The sequence below is a fragment of the Arenibacter nanhaiticus genome, from assembly GCF_900141935.1.
In the GTDB taxonomy this organism is placed as follows: Bacteria; Bacteroidota; Bacteroidia; order Flavobacteriales; family Flavobacteriaceae; genus Arenibacter; species Arenibacter nanhaiticus.
Window position 1 is genome coordinate 1 of the sequence record NZ_FQYX01000017.1, and the last position, 15,984, is coordinate 15,984.

15 protein-coding genes and 1 pseudogene are annotated in these 15,984 nt (G+C 39.0%); 8 read left to right on the top strand and 8 right to left on the bottom strand.

Going from position 1 to position 15,984, the window contains the following annotated elements:
- From BUA16_RS18670 to BUA16_RS11030, 7 genes and pseudogenes are all read left to right on the top strand, one after another.
- A pseudogene (locus tag BUA16_RS18670) lies at nucleotides 1-999 on the top strand (hypothetical protein); the annotation flags it as partial.
- Nucleotides 1,000-1,030: 31 nt separating this feature from the next.
- Entirely contained in the window at nucleotides 1,031-3,055 is a 2,025-nt protein-coding gene (locus tag BUA16_RS11005; RefSeq protein ID WP_072764807.1) for a T9SS type B sorting domain-containing protein, read from the top strand.
- Nucleotides 3,056-3,109: 54 nt separating this feature from the next.
- The gene (locus tag BUA16_RS11010) at nucleotides 3,110-4,027 is read left to right on the top strand and encodes a PorP/SprF family type IX secretion system membrane protein (RefSeq protein ID WP_072764870.1); all 918 of its coding nucleotides are present in this window, start codon (nucleotides 3,110-3,112) and stop codon (nucleotides 4,025-4,027) included.
- Between the two features lie 286 nt (nucleotides 4,028-4,313).
- On the top strand, nucleotides 4,314-4,847 hold the full coding sequence (idi, locus tag BUA16_RS11015) for an isopentenyl-diphosphate Delta-isomerase (RefSeq protein ID WP_084668488.1): 534 nt from the start codon (nucleotides 4,314-4,316) through the stop codon (nucleotides 4,845-4,847).
- Complete coding sequence (locus tag BUA16_RS11020) at nucleotides 4,844-5,260, top strand: 6-pyruvoyl trahydropterin synthase family protein (RefSeq protein ID WP_072764809.1); 417 nt, start codon at nucleotides 4,844-4,846, stop codon at nucleotides 5,258-5,260. The genes idi and BUA16_RS11020 overlap by 4 nt, the downstream gene beginning before the upstream one ends.
- Before the next feature lie 102 nt (nucleotides 5,261-5,362).
- A complete protein-coding gene (locus BUA16_RS11025) occupies nucleotides 5,363-6,325 on the top strand; it encodes a type I phosphomannose isomerase catalytic subunit (protein ID WP_072764871.1) in 963 nt (320 codons plus the stop codon).
- Nucleotides 6,326-6,356: 31 nt separating this feature from the next.
- Complete coding sequence (locus BUA16_RS11030) at nucleotides 6,357-6,626, top strand: hypothetical protein (RefSeq protein WP_072764810.1); 270 nt, start codon at nucleotides 6,357-6,359, stop codon at nucleotides 6,624-6,626.
- A gap of 52 nt (nucleotides 6,627-6,678) precedes the next feature.
- Here BUA16_RS11030 and BUA16_RS11035 read toward each other — a convergent pair whose 3' ends face one another.
- The 5 genes from BUA16_RS11035 to BUA16_RS11055 all read right to left on the bottom strand — a co-directional run bounded on the left by BUA16_RS11035 (nucleotide 6,679) and on the right by BUA16_RS11055 (nucleotide 13,029).
- Complete coding sequence (locus BUA16_RS11035; RefSeq protein WP_072764811.1) at nucleotides 6,679-7,392, bottom strand: DUF4369 domain-containing protein; 714 nt, start codon at nucleotides 7,390-7,392, stop codon at nucleotides 6,679-6,681.
- A gap of 45 nt (nucleotides 7,393-7,437) precedes the next feature.
- A complete protein-coding gene (locus BUA16_RS11040; RefSeq protein ID WP_072764812.1) occupies nucleotides 7,438-8,700 on the bottom strand; it encodes a DUF819 family protein in 1,263 nt (420 codons plus the stop codon).
- Between the two features lie 34 nt (nucleotides 8,701-8,734).
- On the bottom strand, nucleotides 8,735-9,538 hold the full coding sequence (locus tag BUA16_RS11045; RefSeq protein ID WP_072764872.1) for a Cof-type HAD-IIB family hydrolase: 804 nt from the start codon (nucleotides 9,536-9,538) through the stop codon (nucleotides 8,735-8,737).
- Nucleotides 9,539-10,037: 499 nt separating this feature from the next.
- Nucleotides 10,038-10,547, bottom strand: a complete 510-nt coding sequence (locus BUA16_RS18975; protein ID WP_072764813.1) for a hypothetical protein — start codon at nucleotides 10,545-10,547, stop codon at nucleotides 10,038-10,040.
- Between the two features lie 241 nt (nucleotides 10,548-10,788).
- Entirely contained in the window at nucleotides 10,789-13,029 is a 2,241-nt protein-coding gene (locus BUA16_RS11055; protein ID WP_072764814.1) for a transglycosylase domain-containing protein, read from the bottom strand.
- A 304-nt stretch (nucleotides 13,030-13,333) separates the two neighbouring features.
- Here BUA16_RS11055 and BUA16_RS11060 point away from each other — a divergent pair, with 304 nt between their 5' ends.
- Entirely contained in the window at nucleotides 13,334-14,104 is a 771-nt protein-coding gene (locus BUA16_RS11060) for a S1/P1 nuclease (protein WP_072764815.1), read from the top strand.
- Between the two features lie 88 nt (nucleotides 14,105-14,192).
- Here BUA16_RS11060 and BUA16_RS11065 read toward each other — a convergent pair whose 3' ends face one another.
- From BUA16_RS11065 to BUA16_RS11075, 3 genes are all read right to left on the bottom strand, one after another.
- Nucleotides 14,193-14,792 (bottom strand): alpha-ketoglutarate-dependent dioxygenase AlkB family protein, encoded by a 600-nt coding sequence (locus BUA16_RS11065; protein ID WP_072764816.1) that lies wholly within the window; start codon nucleotides 14,790-14,792, stop codon nucleotides 14,193-14,195.
- 126 nt (nucleotides 14,793-14,918) lie between these two features.
- Nucleotides 14,919-15,551 carry an MOSC domain-containing protein gene (locus tag BUA16_RS11070; RefSeq protein ID WP_072764817.1) on the bottom strand — a complete coding sequence of 211 codons (633 nt, stop codon included), beginning with the start codon at nucleotides 15,549-15,551 and terminating at the stop codon, nucleotides 14,919-14,921.
- 60 nt (nucleotides 15,552-15,611) lie between these two features.
- Nucleotides 15,612-15,971, bottom strand: coding sequence for a DoxX family protein (locus BUA16_RS11075; RefSeq protein WP_072764818.1), 360 nt, complete (start codon nucleotides 15,969-15,971; stop codon nucleotides 15,612-15,614).
- Nucleotides 15,972-15,984: the final 13 nt, after the last annotated feature.

A 15,984-nucleotide genomic window follows, 5' to 3' on the forward strand; every position in this document is an offset into this window, starting at 1 on the left:
AACCAAAATATCAGTAGTGCTGTTGTCACCGCAAATGAATCCGTTAATATAGCCTTGGAAAGAGGAGGGAATACCACCATCGATTTTCGCGATGCCGATGCAGATCCAACAAATGAACTGATTACCAGTGCTAATTTAACAGGTACGAACCTTAATATCATTGATGCCGGTGGAACAACGACTGTAGATCTTTCTTCATTGAACGATAGTGGAACCGATGATCAGGTGATATCCACAACAGGTGCGGCTGGCAACATTACCATAGAGAATGGGAATACCCTTGTCCTAAATGTAAACGATGCGGACAGTGATCCTACCAACGAGATTCAAAACGTTGCTTCTGCTGATGCGTCTGTGACTGTGACTAGAACAGTGAACGATTTTGATCTTTCCGTAAACTTCCCCGCTAACAATGACAACAGTTCAACCAATGAGCTTACAGATTTAAATTTAGCAGCTAATATTTTAAACCTTACCAATCCTGCAACAGGAGGTAACCAGGTAGATCTAAGCGGGTATATGGACAATACGGATGAGCAAACTTTGAGCATTGCTGGAGATCAATTGAGTATCACCGGTGGAAATACGGTTACGGTTCCCACTGCGGACGGAACTGAAACAATAATGACAGCTGGTAATGATATTAGTGTCACCGGAGATGGAAGCAGTGCAAATCCATATGTTGTTAATAATGTACGGCCAAATATATTTTATCCGCCTTCCATTGCGGTGGACGCCTCTTCAACAGGAACAGGAAGAACCATTAATTTACATTCTCAATATATTGCCCAGTTTGGATCGCCTATGGTATCAAGTAATTTAGCGCCAGCAGCCATACCAACTTATGCTAATACAGACTTGTATTACTATGTTACTTATTATGATAATACTGTATTTGCAAATGTAAGTGTAGATGAATTTGGAGTAATGACCTATGATGTTATTGCATCACCAACAGATTATAATTCCCTTATCAACGTAGTTTTTGTAGTAAAATAATTAGAGGAAACAACAAACACAGAATAAAGGTTTGAAAACAAGCACTAAATATAAAATTCTTTTTGTTGCTCTAGTAAGTACATTACTAGGGGGTCATGGGGCATACGCGCAGTTTTTGCTTCAGGCACCTCATAGTAGCGATGAACATAACTACAAATGGTACGAGGCCACAGACACCAATACTGTTTTGGGAACCGACTTCTTTTATGAGGTGACCCAACCAGGTATTTATTTTGCAACCTATGACGGGACACTTTGTGGCGCTAATGCCAGTGGATACTTTATAGTAACCGATTGTAATTCTCCCAATAATGAAGTAACCCTCGATATTTCGTCAAGTGTTGGCGGAGGCGCCACGGTGAGTTGGACTCCCGCTGTCAGTGGCGATCAATTACGGCCCGTAGTTACGGCAACTACGAACGTAGAAAAATATACGGCCACCCTTACCAAAGCTGGCTGCGATACAAATCTGCCCAATTTTACCGTGGTATGTATGTACCAATCCAGTGACCTTCTGAATGATCTTATAGTAGTCAATGAAGATGAGTCGGTGGTGATCCCCATTTTTGATAATGACCTAAATTTACCCGATAATGGAATGCTTACGGTCTCTAATCCGTTTAATGGCAACATAAGCATTGATGATAATGGAACACCGAATAATCCGACCGATGACCTTGTTACCTTTACGCCAAATCCTAATTTTAATGGAAACACTTCCTTTACCTATACCGTTTGTAATATCCTTGGAGATTGTAGTACGGCTACCGTTGATGTAACTGTTTTGCCAATTGTAGATGCTTTCGATGATACCATAGTTACTTGGGAAAACGAGCCTATGAATATTAATATTCTGGCAAACGATAACGATATTCCAGTGACGGGTACAATAGTAACCACAATCCCGGTAAACGGTACCGTGCTTATAAACGATAACGGGACCCCTAACGACCTTACCGATGACGATTTTACCTATACCCCGAATTTGGATTATGTGGGGCCAGACGAATTTACCTATACCATATGTGATGCTAATTTAAAGTGTAGCAACGCTAAAGTACAAGTAATGGTAAATGCCAAGGACGTGGTTGATATCGATAGTGATAACGACGGTATTCTGGATAGTTTTGAGGATTTAAATTTAGATGGAGATAACGACCCTTCTACAAATCCGACAGATACCGATGGCGATGGTATTCCCGATTATTTGGATATCGATAGTGATAACGATGGTATACCCGATAATGTAGAAGCACAGACAACATTAGGATATATTCCCCCTAGTGGTATAGATGCCAACAATAATGGTCTGGACGATGCCTATGAACAAGATGGGAATTTAGGACTGTTTCCTATAGATACGGATGGAGACGGTATACCCGACTACCTGGATGACGATAGTGATGAGGATGGGGTGCCCGATTATATAGAAGGCCACGATCACAACCATGACGGTATTCCGGATGTGGTAATTATTGGCTCCGATAAGGATAATGACGGTCTAGATGATGGTTATGAGGGTGCTGTTTTAATAGATATAGATGTGAACGACGAAATTGACGATCCGATAAATGATCTTCCCGATACAGACGGCGATGACGAGGTAGACTATAGAGATCCTGATGACGATGGAGATGGAATTTTAACACAGGATGAAGATACCAATGGAGACAGGAATTTTGCCAATGATGATTTTGACGGGGATGGTATTCCAAATTATTTAGATTCTGATCTGATTGTTTTAGAAGACGAGCTCGAAGTCTTCAACATAATTACACCCAATAATGACGGGATACATGATGTATTGACCATTAAAGGGATTGAGAATTATCCAAATAACACCATAAAAGTATACAATAGATGGGGCGTTTTGGTGTATGGAACCAGAGGGTATAACAATAGCTCCAATTATTTTGATGGCACCTCCGAAGGAAGGGTGACCGTAGCAAGGGATAATAAATTACCGGTAGGCACCTATTTCTATATATTGAATTACGCCAAAACTGCCGATGGGAAAATGACCACCCTTACGGGATATATTTACATAAATAGATAATAAATGCTAAACTTTTTAAATACCATATCAGCCTATAAGCTGTTAACTATTGGAATGACGGTCATGGTTTTGTTTCTTGGATTAAAAGTTCAGGCTCAGCAAGATTCGCAGTATACTCAATATATGTATAATACCGTTAGCGTAAATCCCGGATATGCAGGTTCTCGCGGTCATATGAGTATTGCCGCGCTGCACCGCTCCCAATGGGTGGGCTTAGAAGGAGCACCCAAAACTCAAACATTAAATGTCCATTCCCCAATAGGGTATAGAGGAGTAGGATTGGGAGTTTCTATAGTAAATGATCAGATTGGGCCAACCTCGGAAACCTATTTTGATACGGATTTCTCCTATACTATTTTTACATCAACAACGGGGCGCGTTAGTTTCGGGCTAAAAGCCAGTGCTCATTTGTTGGACATCCGCTTTTCCGAGCTTAATCAGGACCAAAATAATCCAGGCGGGCAAGATCCTAGCCTGCAACAGGATATAAAAAATAAATTTGCTCCCAATATAGGGGCTGGGGTATATTATCATACCGAAAAATATTATTTGGGGGTGTCGGTGCCCAGATTTTTGCAAACGACACATTTTGACGGGGAAAACCTATCAACGGCAAAGGAGCAAATGAATTTTTACCTGATAACAGGCTACGTTTTTGATATTAACGAGACTCTAAAATTTAAACCTACCGTCTTGTCAAAGGTTGTACAAGGGGCGCCCTTGCAAATAGATGTATCGGCTAATTTCATGTATAACGAGAAGTTTATAGTAGGCGCAGGATACCGTTGGAATGCTGCTGTTAGTGCCATGATTGGCTTTCAGCTATCCAGCGAATTCCTGATCGGGATGGGATACGATAAAGAAACTACAGCCTTGGGTAGGGCTACTTTTAATGACGGCTCTTTCGAAATAATCTTGAGATACGACCTTATTAAAAAACTCGGGAATTTAAAATCACCTCGGTTTTTCTAATACAATTCTTTTTAGGACCTTCAAAATACCGCGACACCTCCCGAGAAGGGGAACAGCAGTTGTTTTTAATGAAAATATAGACTAATGTTACCTAGTTTAGGTAGTCTGAGCATCATTAAATGTCAATTCTCAAAAAATAGTATTACTTTCCAAAAAAAAGGAATTTTCCTCTGAAAAAATGCCCATGGGCACTTTTTTAGAGTATAAAATTCTAACATTTTAAGCTGAATTAATATTTATGATAGCCTTAACCCATATAATTGGGGAAAGATTTTATTTTTACAAAATGGAAGAGGAAAAAGTAATTTTGGTAAATCAATTTGATGAACAAATTGGGGTGATGCCTAAAATGGAAGCCCATGAAAAAGCCTTACTTCATAGGGCCTTTTCGGTCTTTGTTATGAACGACAAAGGAGAAACAATGATACAACAAAGAGCCGCCCATAAATACCATTCCCCCTTATTATGGACAAATACTTGTTGCAGCCACCAAAGAGTGGGAGAAAGCAATACTGAAGCAGGCAGAAGAAGGTTGGTTGAGGAAATGGGATTTGAAGTGCCTTTAAAGGAGGTTGTGTCTTTTATTTATAAAGCACCTTTCGATAACGGGCTTACAGAACATGAGTACGATCATGTGATGATTGGCCATTACAATGGGGAGCCCAATATTAATCCAGAAGAAGTAGCCTCCTGGAAATGGATGAAACCCGTAGATATAAAGAAAGACATGGAGAAATCTCCAGAAATTTATACAGCTTGGTTTAAAATTATCTTCGAGAAATTTTATGACCATATAACTCAGGATAGCACTGCAATATGAGAGTAAAGGTGAGTAGGAAAGCGCATTTTAATGCTGCGCATAGACTGTTTAGGCCCGATTGGAGTTTTGAAAAGAATGAGGAGGTTTTTGGCCTGTGCAATAATCCCAATTTTCACGGACATAACTACGAACTCATAGTGAGTGTTACCGGAAAAATAGATCCGGAAACAGGCTTTGTAATAGATATGAAAGTTCTTAAGGATCTTATCAAAACAGAAATCGAAGATTCCTTGGACCATAAAAATCTGAATATAGAAATTGAAGAGTTTAAAACGGTAAACCCTACCGCAGAAAATATAGCCGTTTTTATATGGAACAAGCTTAGACCCTTTATAGACGCATCAAACGACTTAGAAGTAGTTTTATACGAGACCCCTAGAAATTTTGTTACCTATACGGGTCCCGAAGCTTAATTTTTTTAAGAAGATGAGGTCTAGGGCTATTCCTAACAATTATACCCCTAAGGACTACTATCAATATAAATTTATACATTACTATTTAATTTCAATATGAAAATACACCCATTAAAATTTAATCCTATACTGAAAGAACGCCTATGGGGCGGTACTAAATTAAAAGATGTACTAGGAAAGCCCATCGAGAATGATATTACTGGTGAAAGCTGGGAATTATCGGCAGTGGAGGGTGATGTGTCCGTTGTGGCCAATGGCGACCTACAAGGAACTTCTTTGCAGAAACTGATCAATGAGTATCCGGAAGAATTATTGGGGAAAAGTGTGTTTGAGCGTTTTGGGAATGAATTTCCAATTCTTATAAAGTTTATCGATGCCAAACAAGATCTTTCTATTCAGTTACATCCAAATGATGAACTAGCCAAAAAACGCCATAATTCTTTTGGGAAAACAGAAATGTGGTATATCATGGATGCCGATAAGGGTGCAGAACTTATCGTAGGCTTCAATAAGGACGTTTCTAAGGAAGAATATGCCAAAAGTATTGAAGACGATACGCTCTTAGAGTTGTTAAATTATGAAACGGTAAAAGAAGGAGATACCTTTTTTATCAATACTGGTAAAATACATGCCATCGGAGCCGGAGTGCTATTGGCCGAAATTCAGCAGACTTCCGATATTACCTATAGAGTGTTCGATTTTAACAGAAAAGATAAGGACGGCAACCTAAGGGAACTTCATACAGAATTGGCCCTGGATGCAGTAGACTACGAAAAGAAGGACGATTTTAAGGTGAAGTACTCTGTGGAAAAAGATACTGTTAATCAGATGGTGGCCTGCCCTTATTTTAACACTAACTTTTTGGAGCTAACAGAAGATTTGGAATTGGACATCACAACGCGAGATTCTTTTACCATATATATGTGTGTAGGGGGAAGCGCAACTGTAGAGAACGATTTTGGCAGTGCTAAAATTAATAAAGGAGAGACAGTTTTGATCCCTGCAAATTCCAATTTCATTAAATTAATATCAAGCGGAGCAAAACTTTTAGAGGTTACAATCTGAAAATGATTACTTTTGCATAAAAATATTAGCAATGGCAAGTATAAAGAATTTAAAAAAGGACATCAATTACGTTTTAGGAGATATCATCGAAGCTGTTTACCTAGTTGAGGCTTCGGCAAATAAAGAAAACTCTACAGAAGCAAATGCAATTGTAGATGAGGCGATAGCAACCTTTGATGACTTAATTGAAAAAGTGAACAAGAAAGATGTTGAGAACAGAAAAGCACATCTTAAAGTTGTAAAACAAGAATTAGAGACCAAAGCTGGTGCTTTAATCGAACAACTTAATAAAATAGGGTAATCCTAAAATAAAGTCTAAAAAAAAGCATCCTTTCCAGGATGCTTTTTTTTGTTTATTGTTTCGCTTGGGCCTTAGAGGCTTCTACATATTTTTTTAATTCCTTCCCGTATTTGGATTCGGCAACTTCGGGAGTTAAAGATTTGTTGATGGAGTCCAAGTATTTAATATTGGCGTCCGATACTTCTTTTATTGCAATGTAAGGTGCTATATAAGAGTCTACATTGTTCATCGCAAAATTAAGCGCAAATAAGTACCCCCTGCGAACATTCTTATCGCTTAAATCTTGAAGAGAATCCATTACAGCAGTATTAGCCTGATTTGCAGGGTCAAGACTAGCTCTTAGATAATCTAAGTTTTTGGTGTTGAATTTAGACATTACCGCTTGATATTCCTTTAACTTTTCATGGGTTTTAGATCCCTCAATTTTGGCATTGGTATCAAAGGTATTCCATGCAGTGTTTATGGTGATACTTCCTGGTTCTCCAAAAAAAGTGATTCGGTCGTTGATATCGTTGTTGTCTTTCTTGTCCAAGTATAGGTAAAACAATTCCGGACTTTCCAAAGTAGTGGTAAAAGAGAATTTTCCATCCCCAGAAATCGAAAGAGAATCAATATTGACCAAAGTCGAGTCTGGTACATGTTGCAAATACAAGGTTCCTTTTTTTAGTCCTTTTACGTTACCCGATACCGTCATCGTATTTTCGGCATTGCCTCCACACGAGCTTATAAAAAGGGTTATGGCAGCAGCCATTAATATTTTCTTCATAGTTTAAATTTAGCAATACAAATATCATTAAAGTTAATGGAATTTTTAACCTTTTGATGCAATTTCCATAAGAATTGTACAAAGGATAGCACCACCTGTTCCAACCACATAACCAAATACGGCCAACAAAACTCCTACAGAGGTCAGGGAAGGATGAAACTCAGCGGCTACGACCGGTGCAGAAGCTGCTCCGCCCACATTAGCCTGGCTCCCAACAGCCAGGAAAAAATAAGGGGCCTTGATTAATTTGGCGACCAATATTAACAAAACTGCATGTATGGTAATCCAAATGAATCCAATAAGGATCAATCCAGGGTTTTCAAATACCTTGCTCAAATCCATTTTCATTCCAATGGTTGCTACCAATAGGTAAATAAAGACACTTCCTATTTTACTGGCTCCGGCACCTTCATAGTTCTTGGCCTTGGTAAAGGAAAGGGCAATGCCGGCAACAGTGGCAAGGACAACTAGCCAAAAGAAATTAGACCCTAAAAAGGATAAGAAGCTTTTTTTATTACTGACAGCGTCAAAAGTACCAATTAAAAAAGAACTTATAAAGTCACCGAAAAAATGTGCCGCCCCAACGGCAGAAAAAGCAAAAAAGAGCATCATCATATAATCCGTTAGGGTAGGGACCCTAGTGATTTTTTCTGAAAAAGCCGATACCTTAATCCGTAGTTTTTCAATGGCCGAAGTGTCGGCCTTTAACCAACGATCTATTTTTTTTGTCTTCCCGACCCCTAGTAAGATAATGGCCATCCAAACGTTGGCAACGACAATATCTACCAGTACCATTCCGCCATACTTCTCCGGATTGTAGTTGTATATCTCTAACATAGCAGCCTGGTTGGCACCGCCACCAATCCAACTCCCGGCAATGGTAGACAAACCTCTCCAAATAGCATCAAAATCATTTCCGCCAACAGTCTCAGGAGAAAAAATAGAGACTATTAAAATAGCAATAGGTCCGCCTATGATAATACCGACCGAGCCGGTGAAGAACATTATCAAAGCCTTGGAACCAAGGTCTTTTATGGCTTTTAAATCTATGCTTAAGGTCATTAATACCAAAGCCGCAGGAAGTAAATACCTACTGGCCATATAATATAAATTAGAAGTATCATCCGAAACAAGTCCACTACTGGCCAAAATAGCGGGTAATAAATAACACATTAAAACTGCTGGGACAAAATTGTAGAATTTGCTCCAAAATCCCGTTTTAATGGAGGAGGTGTAAAAAATAAACCCTAAACATAAGGTTAGGAGTCCAAAAACGACAGCATCGTTGGTAATTATAGGTTCAGTCATGAATGATAGATTTGTATGGTCTTTAAAGTAGATTTTATGAAAGGTTCTGTTGGATAAAAAAGGCAACCCCATTTTCAGTATGTGGTAAGGTCACATAATCTGCAATGGCCTTCACTTCTTCCCTGGCATTGCCAACGGCAACCCCACAGCCCACATGCATAAGCATTTCCATATCATTGTAGTTGTCGCCAAAGGCTACCACATCTTTTAGGGTCTCCTCTGGGGATAACAAAGAAGCAATGGCCGAAAGTTTCGATACCGACTTTGGGGAAACCTCAATAAGCGTGTCGTTAGATCTGTAAAAATGGAGTGTCTCGCCCATTTTTTCCTCCAGTATGGGGAGAATGGCATCGGCAGATTCCTTAGTGCACATCATCATAATTTTATGGGCTCCAATGCTCCTGTTGCTCCAGTCCTGTAGCGTATCAGTAGTAGCCCTTATTTTCGGCGTTACATGGGTATGGTGAATTTCTCGTTCTACCCTAACAGAGTTCCTAGGCACGTACCACTCGTCTTGGTAATACAGCCCTAAATCAATTTCAAAGGGCTCCGATAACTGATGCAGCTCATGTAAAAATGTCATTTCAATGAGGGTCGAAGAGATTACCTGGTTGTCCTTGTCCAATACCAAAGCGCCATTATAACAAATTATAGGTTGCTCGTTAATGGCCAGTTGCTTTTGAATATAGTGCATAGAAGAAGGCATCCTTGCCGAAACCAAGGTTATTTTTGTCTCCTTCTTAATACGGGTAATTTCCGAGATGGTAAAGTCAGAAACTTCACTTTTAGTCGTTAAAAGCGTACCATCAATATCTGAGCATAATATTTTGTATTTCATTGTAGAAGTATTCTCAATTGCTATTTGTAAGATTGTTTTTTTAGAAATTAGTATTTCATAGCTTTCAAAAATAGCAAAATAAGGTGGTAGCACTAATATTTAAACAGGCTTTAATACTAAAATCAGGCCGTTGACTATTTTTCTTATGTTTTTGAAGCTTTTGACTTCCTAAAGTCTTTATTGTAGTGGCAGAAAGATATGATGCCTCAAGTTAATATGTAGTCCAAAAATGTAATATGGGATAAGGGTATTCCAATTGGTAGGGTCAATTTTATGATTGCTTGGGCGTTCCCTCCTTCGTCGGGCGGGCCCTTGGCTATATCCCTTGCTCCGCTGCGGGGATGCCGCCGCGGTCCCTAACGCGAAAAAATATCAAAATGGAGCTATTGTTCAATGTAAGAATAATTCAAAGTGCTCATGAAACACAACAAGGGATTCTAAATTATAGCCCTATATAAGAAGATGAAGTTTATAGGGGCCAAAGGGGTAGAGGAATAGTTTAGGTGTTTTTATATTTTTTAATACACTGCGATATAATTTCTTGTATCTCTGCCTCCTTTTGCGTTCCCAAAAGAATTTTTTTGCCCGATTTATGAATGATTTGTATGCCAATATTTCCACGTACATTGTAAGCCTTCCCGTGTTTTAGGGAAATGCGGTAACCCCATCCGCCGTATTCCATAATCGGGTTGTATTTTCGAACAGAACAACTTTCCATTTCCTCCCAGAGGATCGTTTTTTTTCGAAAATGAAAAGGCCTGAATTGAAAATGAATGCCTAATTCATCTATTTCTGTTTTTAGCTGTACCACTATTAAAAGCACTAGGGTAAATACAAGGGTTATTACAAGAATTAGCTGCCCTGTGGTATCATTGCTGGCTACATTGCCAACGGCAGTACCCATTACAAACCATTGAAAAAAGGCATACAGCAAAAAACCAACGGTTGCCCATAGTAATAAGAGAACCCACCATTGGTTAAAGCGCTGTGTTTCCGTAAATAATCTCATGGTTAAAAGGAAGGTTTCATAGTTACTATAACGATATCTTTTTGCCTAAAACTAGAGAGGTGTCAGGACCGAACCCTTTCTTATGCCTCTTTTTCGTCCTAAACCAAAAAGCAATTTTGGAAAGCTGATTCAAAGGTAATTCAACCGTTTTGAGACGCTTGCCATAATTGGTCATGTTACAATGAAAGTATAAAATTTAACCGCCCTTTCAAAATTAAAATAGTTTTAATTAGCTGTAATGTTATGATTTAAAGTTCTTTGTTTTTTTCTTGTTTGGATTTTTGAAAAGCCTTTTAAAGAAACCATCTCGTTTTACGGGCTCGCAATTTAATATGTGTTGAACAGCTGAGGTCGGGGCATCAAATTTTGCCTTGGTAATGTAATCAAAGGATTTGTCTGCATTGAGTTTTTGCATCCAAGTAGCGAACATTGGCAAGGCAGCATTTGCCCCTTGGCCTAAACGGGTACTTCTAAAACCTATTTCATGATTGTCTAACCCTACCCATGTAATATGAACTAATCGTGGGGTAAGGGCCACAAACCATGCATCCTTATTATTTTGGGTGGTTCCCGTTTTTCCGGCCATATCATTTTTAAGTCCATAGGTAGATCGGATTCTAGAAGCAGTACCACTATTAATGGTAGCCTTCATCATTTCTATCATGATTTGACCGTTTTCTTCAGAAAAAGCCCTCTTTTTGGCAACGATAGGATTAAAAACTTCAAGGATAGAATCTTTGTTATTCGCAATTTGTTGTATTATAAATGGTTTTACCGATTTCCCGTGATTTAAATAACTAGCATAGGAGCCGGCAAGTTCGTTGATAGTTAATTCTGCGGTACCTAGGGCCAAAGAAGGAAGGGCAGGTAATTCGCTGCTAATACCCATCTTTTTTGCCTGTTGAATGACATAATCGATGCCGGTTTTCTCTAATACTTTTACAGCAACCGTATTGACCGAATTACTCAGGGCTTCTTCCATAGAGTAATTAAGAAAGGTTTCGTCTTTAGAGCCAGCGTTACTGGGCGACCATCCTTCCATATTTTCATAGGCAACTTCTTGGGCAGAGAAATAAGTACAAGGAGAAATGCCCTTTTCTAAGGCTGCCGTATATACAATAGGTTTAAAAGCCGAACCTACCTGCCGCTTACTTTGTGAAATATGGTCGTATTTATAATATTTAAAGTTAACGCCCCCGATCCAGGTTTTAACGGCTCCGGATGATGGGTCCAAAGAAAGAGATCCGGTATTTAGAAATTTAGTATAATGTAGCAAACTATCCACAGTACTGGCAAGCTGACTTTTTTCTACGCCCCAGTCTGCTAAGACCATTTCTTTTTTAAGGTTTAACTGCTCCAAGGCTTCTTGTTCCGAAAGGCCATTTTTTTTAAGACGTTTATAGGCTTGGGAATTGTGGATGATCTTTTTTATCAGTCGCTTGTCTTTTAGCCACGGGGCATTTTTACCATAACTTTTTTCAAAATTATCTTGTAGTGTTTTCATGTGGTCGGCCATAGAGGCTTCGGCCAAAGCTTGCATCTTGTAATCCAAGGTGGTGTAAACTCTAAGACCGTCCGTATAGATGTTATAAGAATCGCCCTTGTCTTTTTGGGCCTTTGCCCAGCTCAAAAGCTGTTGGCGCACCTCTTCCCTAAAATAAGGGGCGATCCCTTCGTTATGGTCGTAGCCCTTATAGTTGAGCTGTATAGGTAGGCTGGTAAGGCTGTCTTTTTGTTTAGCTGTTATAAAATCGTTTTGCTGCATAGATTGCAGTACTAGGTTTCGTCTGCTTAAGCTGTTTTCTGGAAATACCCTGGGATTATAACCATAAGTGGCTTTTAGCATGCCTACGAGCACGGCACTTTCCTCTATCGTTAGGGCATTGGCGGTTTTGTTAAAGAATTTTAAGGCAGCGCTTTCTATGCCAAAGGTGTTGTCGCCAAAGGAAACGGTATTGAGGTAAAGGGTTAAAATTTCCTCTTTGGAATAAATAGTTTCCATTCGCCTAGCGATTATCATTTCTTTTAATTTGGAAACAGCTAAATTTAATTTCCCGGATTTTTCCCTAGGATAGATGTTCTTGGCCAACTGTTGACTAATGGTACTACCACCACCAGAAGATTTGTCCTGTAGGGCAATCGATTTTACCATTACTCGCATTAAACTGGTATAGTCTATCCCCTTATGCTCATAAAAACGTTCGTCTTCTATCGCTATTAATGCCTGTAATAAATGTTGGGGAATAGCTTCGTAGGCTATTGGCTGCCTATCAAATAAATAAAATTTCCCGATAAGGACGCTATCGGCAGAATAAACTTCGGATGCGCGCTGGTATTTAAAATCAGATAGTTCTTTTTTGTTCGGGATTTTGCCCCAAGCTCCTAGGTAAATGCTTAAGAAAAATAGGAAACCAGCGAATAGAAAACTTAAAAAAAATAGGGTTCCGAACTTTAAAAAGCGATTTTTAATAGGTATTTGCATCCTTGGAATGATTTAGGTACTACAATAGTAATTTAAAAAATTAAAAAGGAGCAAGACTTAACAATACCTTAAAAAACTATTTGGTAATTTTGGTCCGCTCAGGGTGAGTTAATAAGAACTTACTGTCGGTAGCAGTAATACAATTAAAATTATCAAGGTTTTTACATGGTCTTTATGATCATCTAAGTCTGAAAGAATTAAAAACCATATAGTGATGTCTTGAGCACGACCGAAAATTGGTCGCAAATACGAATTCGGTTATGCGAATTAAATATAACCGTTAAAAAACAATAAATATCTACATATGAAGAAGGTGTTTTTTTTATTTTTTCTTGTCGTGCAGCTTTCTTTTGGCAATGACATGGAATGGTCCAAAACGGGCCATAGGACTATTGGTGAAATTGCCCAGAACCATTTATCGCGTAAAGCCAAAAGAGCTATCGATAAATTATTAAACGGTCAAGGATTGGCCTTAGTGGCTACTTTTGGCGATGATATAAAGTCAGATCGCAGTTTTTCTAAATTCGGTCCTTGGCACTATGTAAACTATCCTTTAGGGAAAAAATATACAGAGGTTGCCCCTAGTAAGTCCGGTGATATAGTGACCGGAATTCAGCAGTGCATAGATATTGTTACGGCTAAAAACAGTACCCAAGAAGACAAGGTCTTTTACCTAAAAATGCTGGTGCATCTGGTGGGCGATTTACATCAACCGATGCACGCTGGACGATTGGAAGATAAAGGAGGTAACGATATTCAAGTAAGATGGTTTGGGAAAGGCACAAACCTTCATCGCCTCTGGGATAGCAATATGATCGATGGTTATGGAATGAGCTATATGGAATTGGCCAATAATATGCCGAAGCTTTCTAAAGCACAGATAAAAACCATTCAACAAGGCAATGTATTGGACTGGGTGGAAGAATCTCATGTCTTAGCAGAGGAATTGTACGGTTCCGTAAAGGTGGGTGAGAAATTAGGATACCAATACAGTTATAAATATTGGTCCGTTGTAGAGCAGCAGTTACAGAAGGGTGGACTCCGTTTGGCAAAGGTGTTGAATGATATGTTTTAAAGTCTAAGCTAGCACTAGGATTTGCCTATTGCAAAACTTTTTTTTGGATGTGAATGATAAAAAAATCGATTCTTTAGAGTCGGTTTTTTTAATTTATTACCCTAAAGGTCAAATTTATACGCTCTTTAATGGCTTTGGTGGTTTTGGGTATCTGATGTAGCCAATGCTGTTGGGTTTCACCCTTCATCAGTAATAGGCTACCATGCTGCAAGCGTATTTTATGTTTTTGTGCCGCCTTAGTTTTATGTTTAAGATGAAAATATCGTTCCTCTCCCAAACTTATCGAAGCAATAACAGGATGTAGGCCCAATTCTTTTTCATTGTCGGCATGCCAGCCATTACTATCCTTGCCGGTTCTGTATAAGTTTAATAAACAACTGGTAAAACTTAGTCCGGCAACTGTGTCGGCTTTGTCTTTTAGGGCTGATAAAAGAGGCGTAAAGCTGTTGGGATACATGGTAATGTTAGAATAGGAATAAAGCTTGTCATTGTTGCCATATAAGGCTGTTAACCTTGGCTGGGGATGGGTTTTTCCAAAAACGGTAATCAGGTCTTGTTGCCATGGCACGGTGGCAAGCAATGTGTTAAAGTACTGGTCCGCTTCCATTTTCGTTAAAAAATTAGGAAAGTAAGTAATATCACTGTCTGGAAGATCCAGTTTTTCGGGATGTGAAAAAAGTCCGTTCATGATAGTGAAATAAATAAGGCAGTTTTCCCTGACGATTGTGGGGAGTGTTGCTACCTTCTCTTTTGCTATATTTTTACTTGGTTAAACTTATACATAGCCCACACCGTAATCCTAATTTAGGGCGTTCTATAAATATTTTTTTAGTCGCTCTTTCTTGTATTCCGGAAAGGAAGGGTTGTCAATAGCTTTTTGAAGTAGCAAGCGGTCCTTGTCCTTGGAAAGAATAATCCTTAAACACTCTGAAACGGTCAAGGTATTTTCTGATCTTTCTATCAGGACAACAGCATCGCCCTTTTGTACATAACCCTCTTCCAAAATTCTTACGTAGGTGCCGGGATAGCCGTGTTCTAAAAATTGTAGTACCATGGCCTCATCTTCAAACCTAACCCCAAGTTTGTAGCAAGGCTCTCTAGGCTGCGTTACTTGTACTAAAGCCGTCCCAATCCGATAAATATCTCCTATTCTTATTTGAGTATCATCAAAACCTTCAATGCTGAGGTTTTCACCAAACATTCCCCAATTCCATTCTAGGCGGGGATATAACTTCTGCCAATAAGGGTATTGGTCCGTGGAGAATAGATAACAAGCTTTGTTTACTCCGCCGTGATGAGCGCGGTCAACTACCGTATCATCTAAAACATCAGTATTTCCCAAGTAAATGGGAGTTGTGCTAGGGTGTTTATAAATCCCCGTTTGTACCTTCTGTCCATTTCTGACAATGGTGGTAATAGGGCCAATATTGGTAGAGATAATTTTCATTGTATAAAGGTAATAAAGCTTTGTTTAATAATGACAGACGATTTCTCACTCTAAAACACTCTATGGGGACAGGTACGAATACGCCCAATACATAAGAGCAAATTGAAGAGGGATCCTGAGCACTAATATCCATTTAGGGAATCCGGCCGAGGCCTTTTTGCCAGTTAGCATATAGAAATGTACTAAAAGAAAAACGCTCAACATAGCAATGACTCCATAGATGGCAAGTGGTTGTGTTACTGGAAAGCACATGCCAATTCCTATTAGTATTTCTGCAATACCGCTTAAGGAAACCAGTATCTTGGGGTGAGGTAAATACCTTGGCATTATCCTTAGATACATTTTTGGCTTTATAAAATGCATCATTCCCGCAAGGATATACAAAGAAGCCATAAGATAAAGATGCCATGGGTAGCTCATATTCTTTTTCCTT

Bases quoted from the DNA above. Each gene is read 5' to 3' on its own strand.
- BUA16_RS11010 (WP_072764870.1), top strand. From the start codon at position 3,110: ATGACGGTCATGGTTTTGTTTCTTGGATTAAAAGTTCAGGCTCAGCAA.
- idi (WP_084668488.1), top strand. From the start codon at position 4,314: ATGGAAGAGGAAAAAGTAATTTTGGTAAATCAATTTGATGAACAAATT.
- BUA16_RS11020 (WP_072764809.1), top strand. From the start codon at position 4,844: ATGAGAGTAAAGGTGAGTAGGAAAGCGCATTTTAATGCTGCGCATAGA.
- BUA16_RS11030 (WP_072764810.1), top strand. From the start codon at position 6,357: ATGGCAAGTATAAAGAATTTAAAAAAGGACATCAATTACGTTTTAGGA.
- BUA16_RS11035 (WP_072764811.1), bottom strand. From the start codon at position 7,392: ATGAAGAAAATATTAATGGCTGCTGCCATAACCCTTTTTATAAGCTCG.
- BUA16_RS11040 (WP_072764812.1), bottom strand. From the start codon at position 8,700: ATGACTGAACCTATAATTACCAACGATGCTGTCGTTTTTGGACTCCTA.
- BUA16_RS11045 (WP_072764872.1), bottom strand. From the start codon at position 9,538: ATGAAATACAAAATATTATGCTCAGATATTGATGGTACGCTTTTAACG.
- BUA16_RS18975 (WP_072764813.1), bottom strand. From the start codon at position 10,547: ATGAGATTATTTACGGAAACACAGCGCTTTAACCAATGGTGGGTTCTC.
- BUA16_RS11055 (WP_072764814.1), bottom strand. From the start codon at position 13,029: ATGCAAATACCTATTAAAAATCGCTTTTTAAAGTTCGGAACCCTATTT.
- BUA16_RS11060 (WP_072764815.1), top strand. From the start codon at position 13,334: ATGAAGAAGGTGTTTTTTTTATTTTTTCTTGTCGTGCAGCTTTCTTTT.
- BUA16_RS11065 (WP_072764816.1), bottom strand. From the start codon at position 14,792: ATGAACGGACTTTTTTCACATCCCGAAAAACTGGATCTTCCAGACAGT.
- BUA16_RS11070 (WP_072764817.1), bottom strand. From the start codon at position 15,551: ATGAAAATTATCTCTACCAATATTGGCCCTATTACCACCATTGTCAGA.
- BUA16_RS11075 (WP_072764818.1), bottom strand. From the start codon at position 15,971: ATGAGCTACCCATGGCATCTTTATCTTATGGCTTCTTTGTATATCCTT.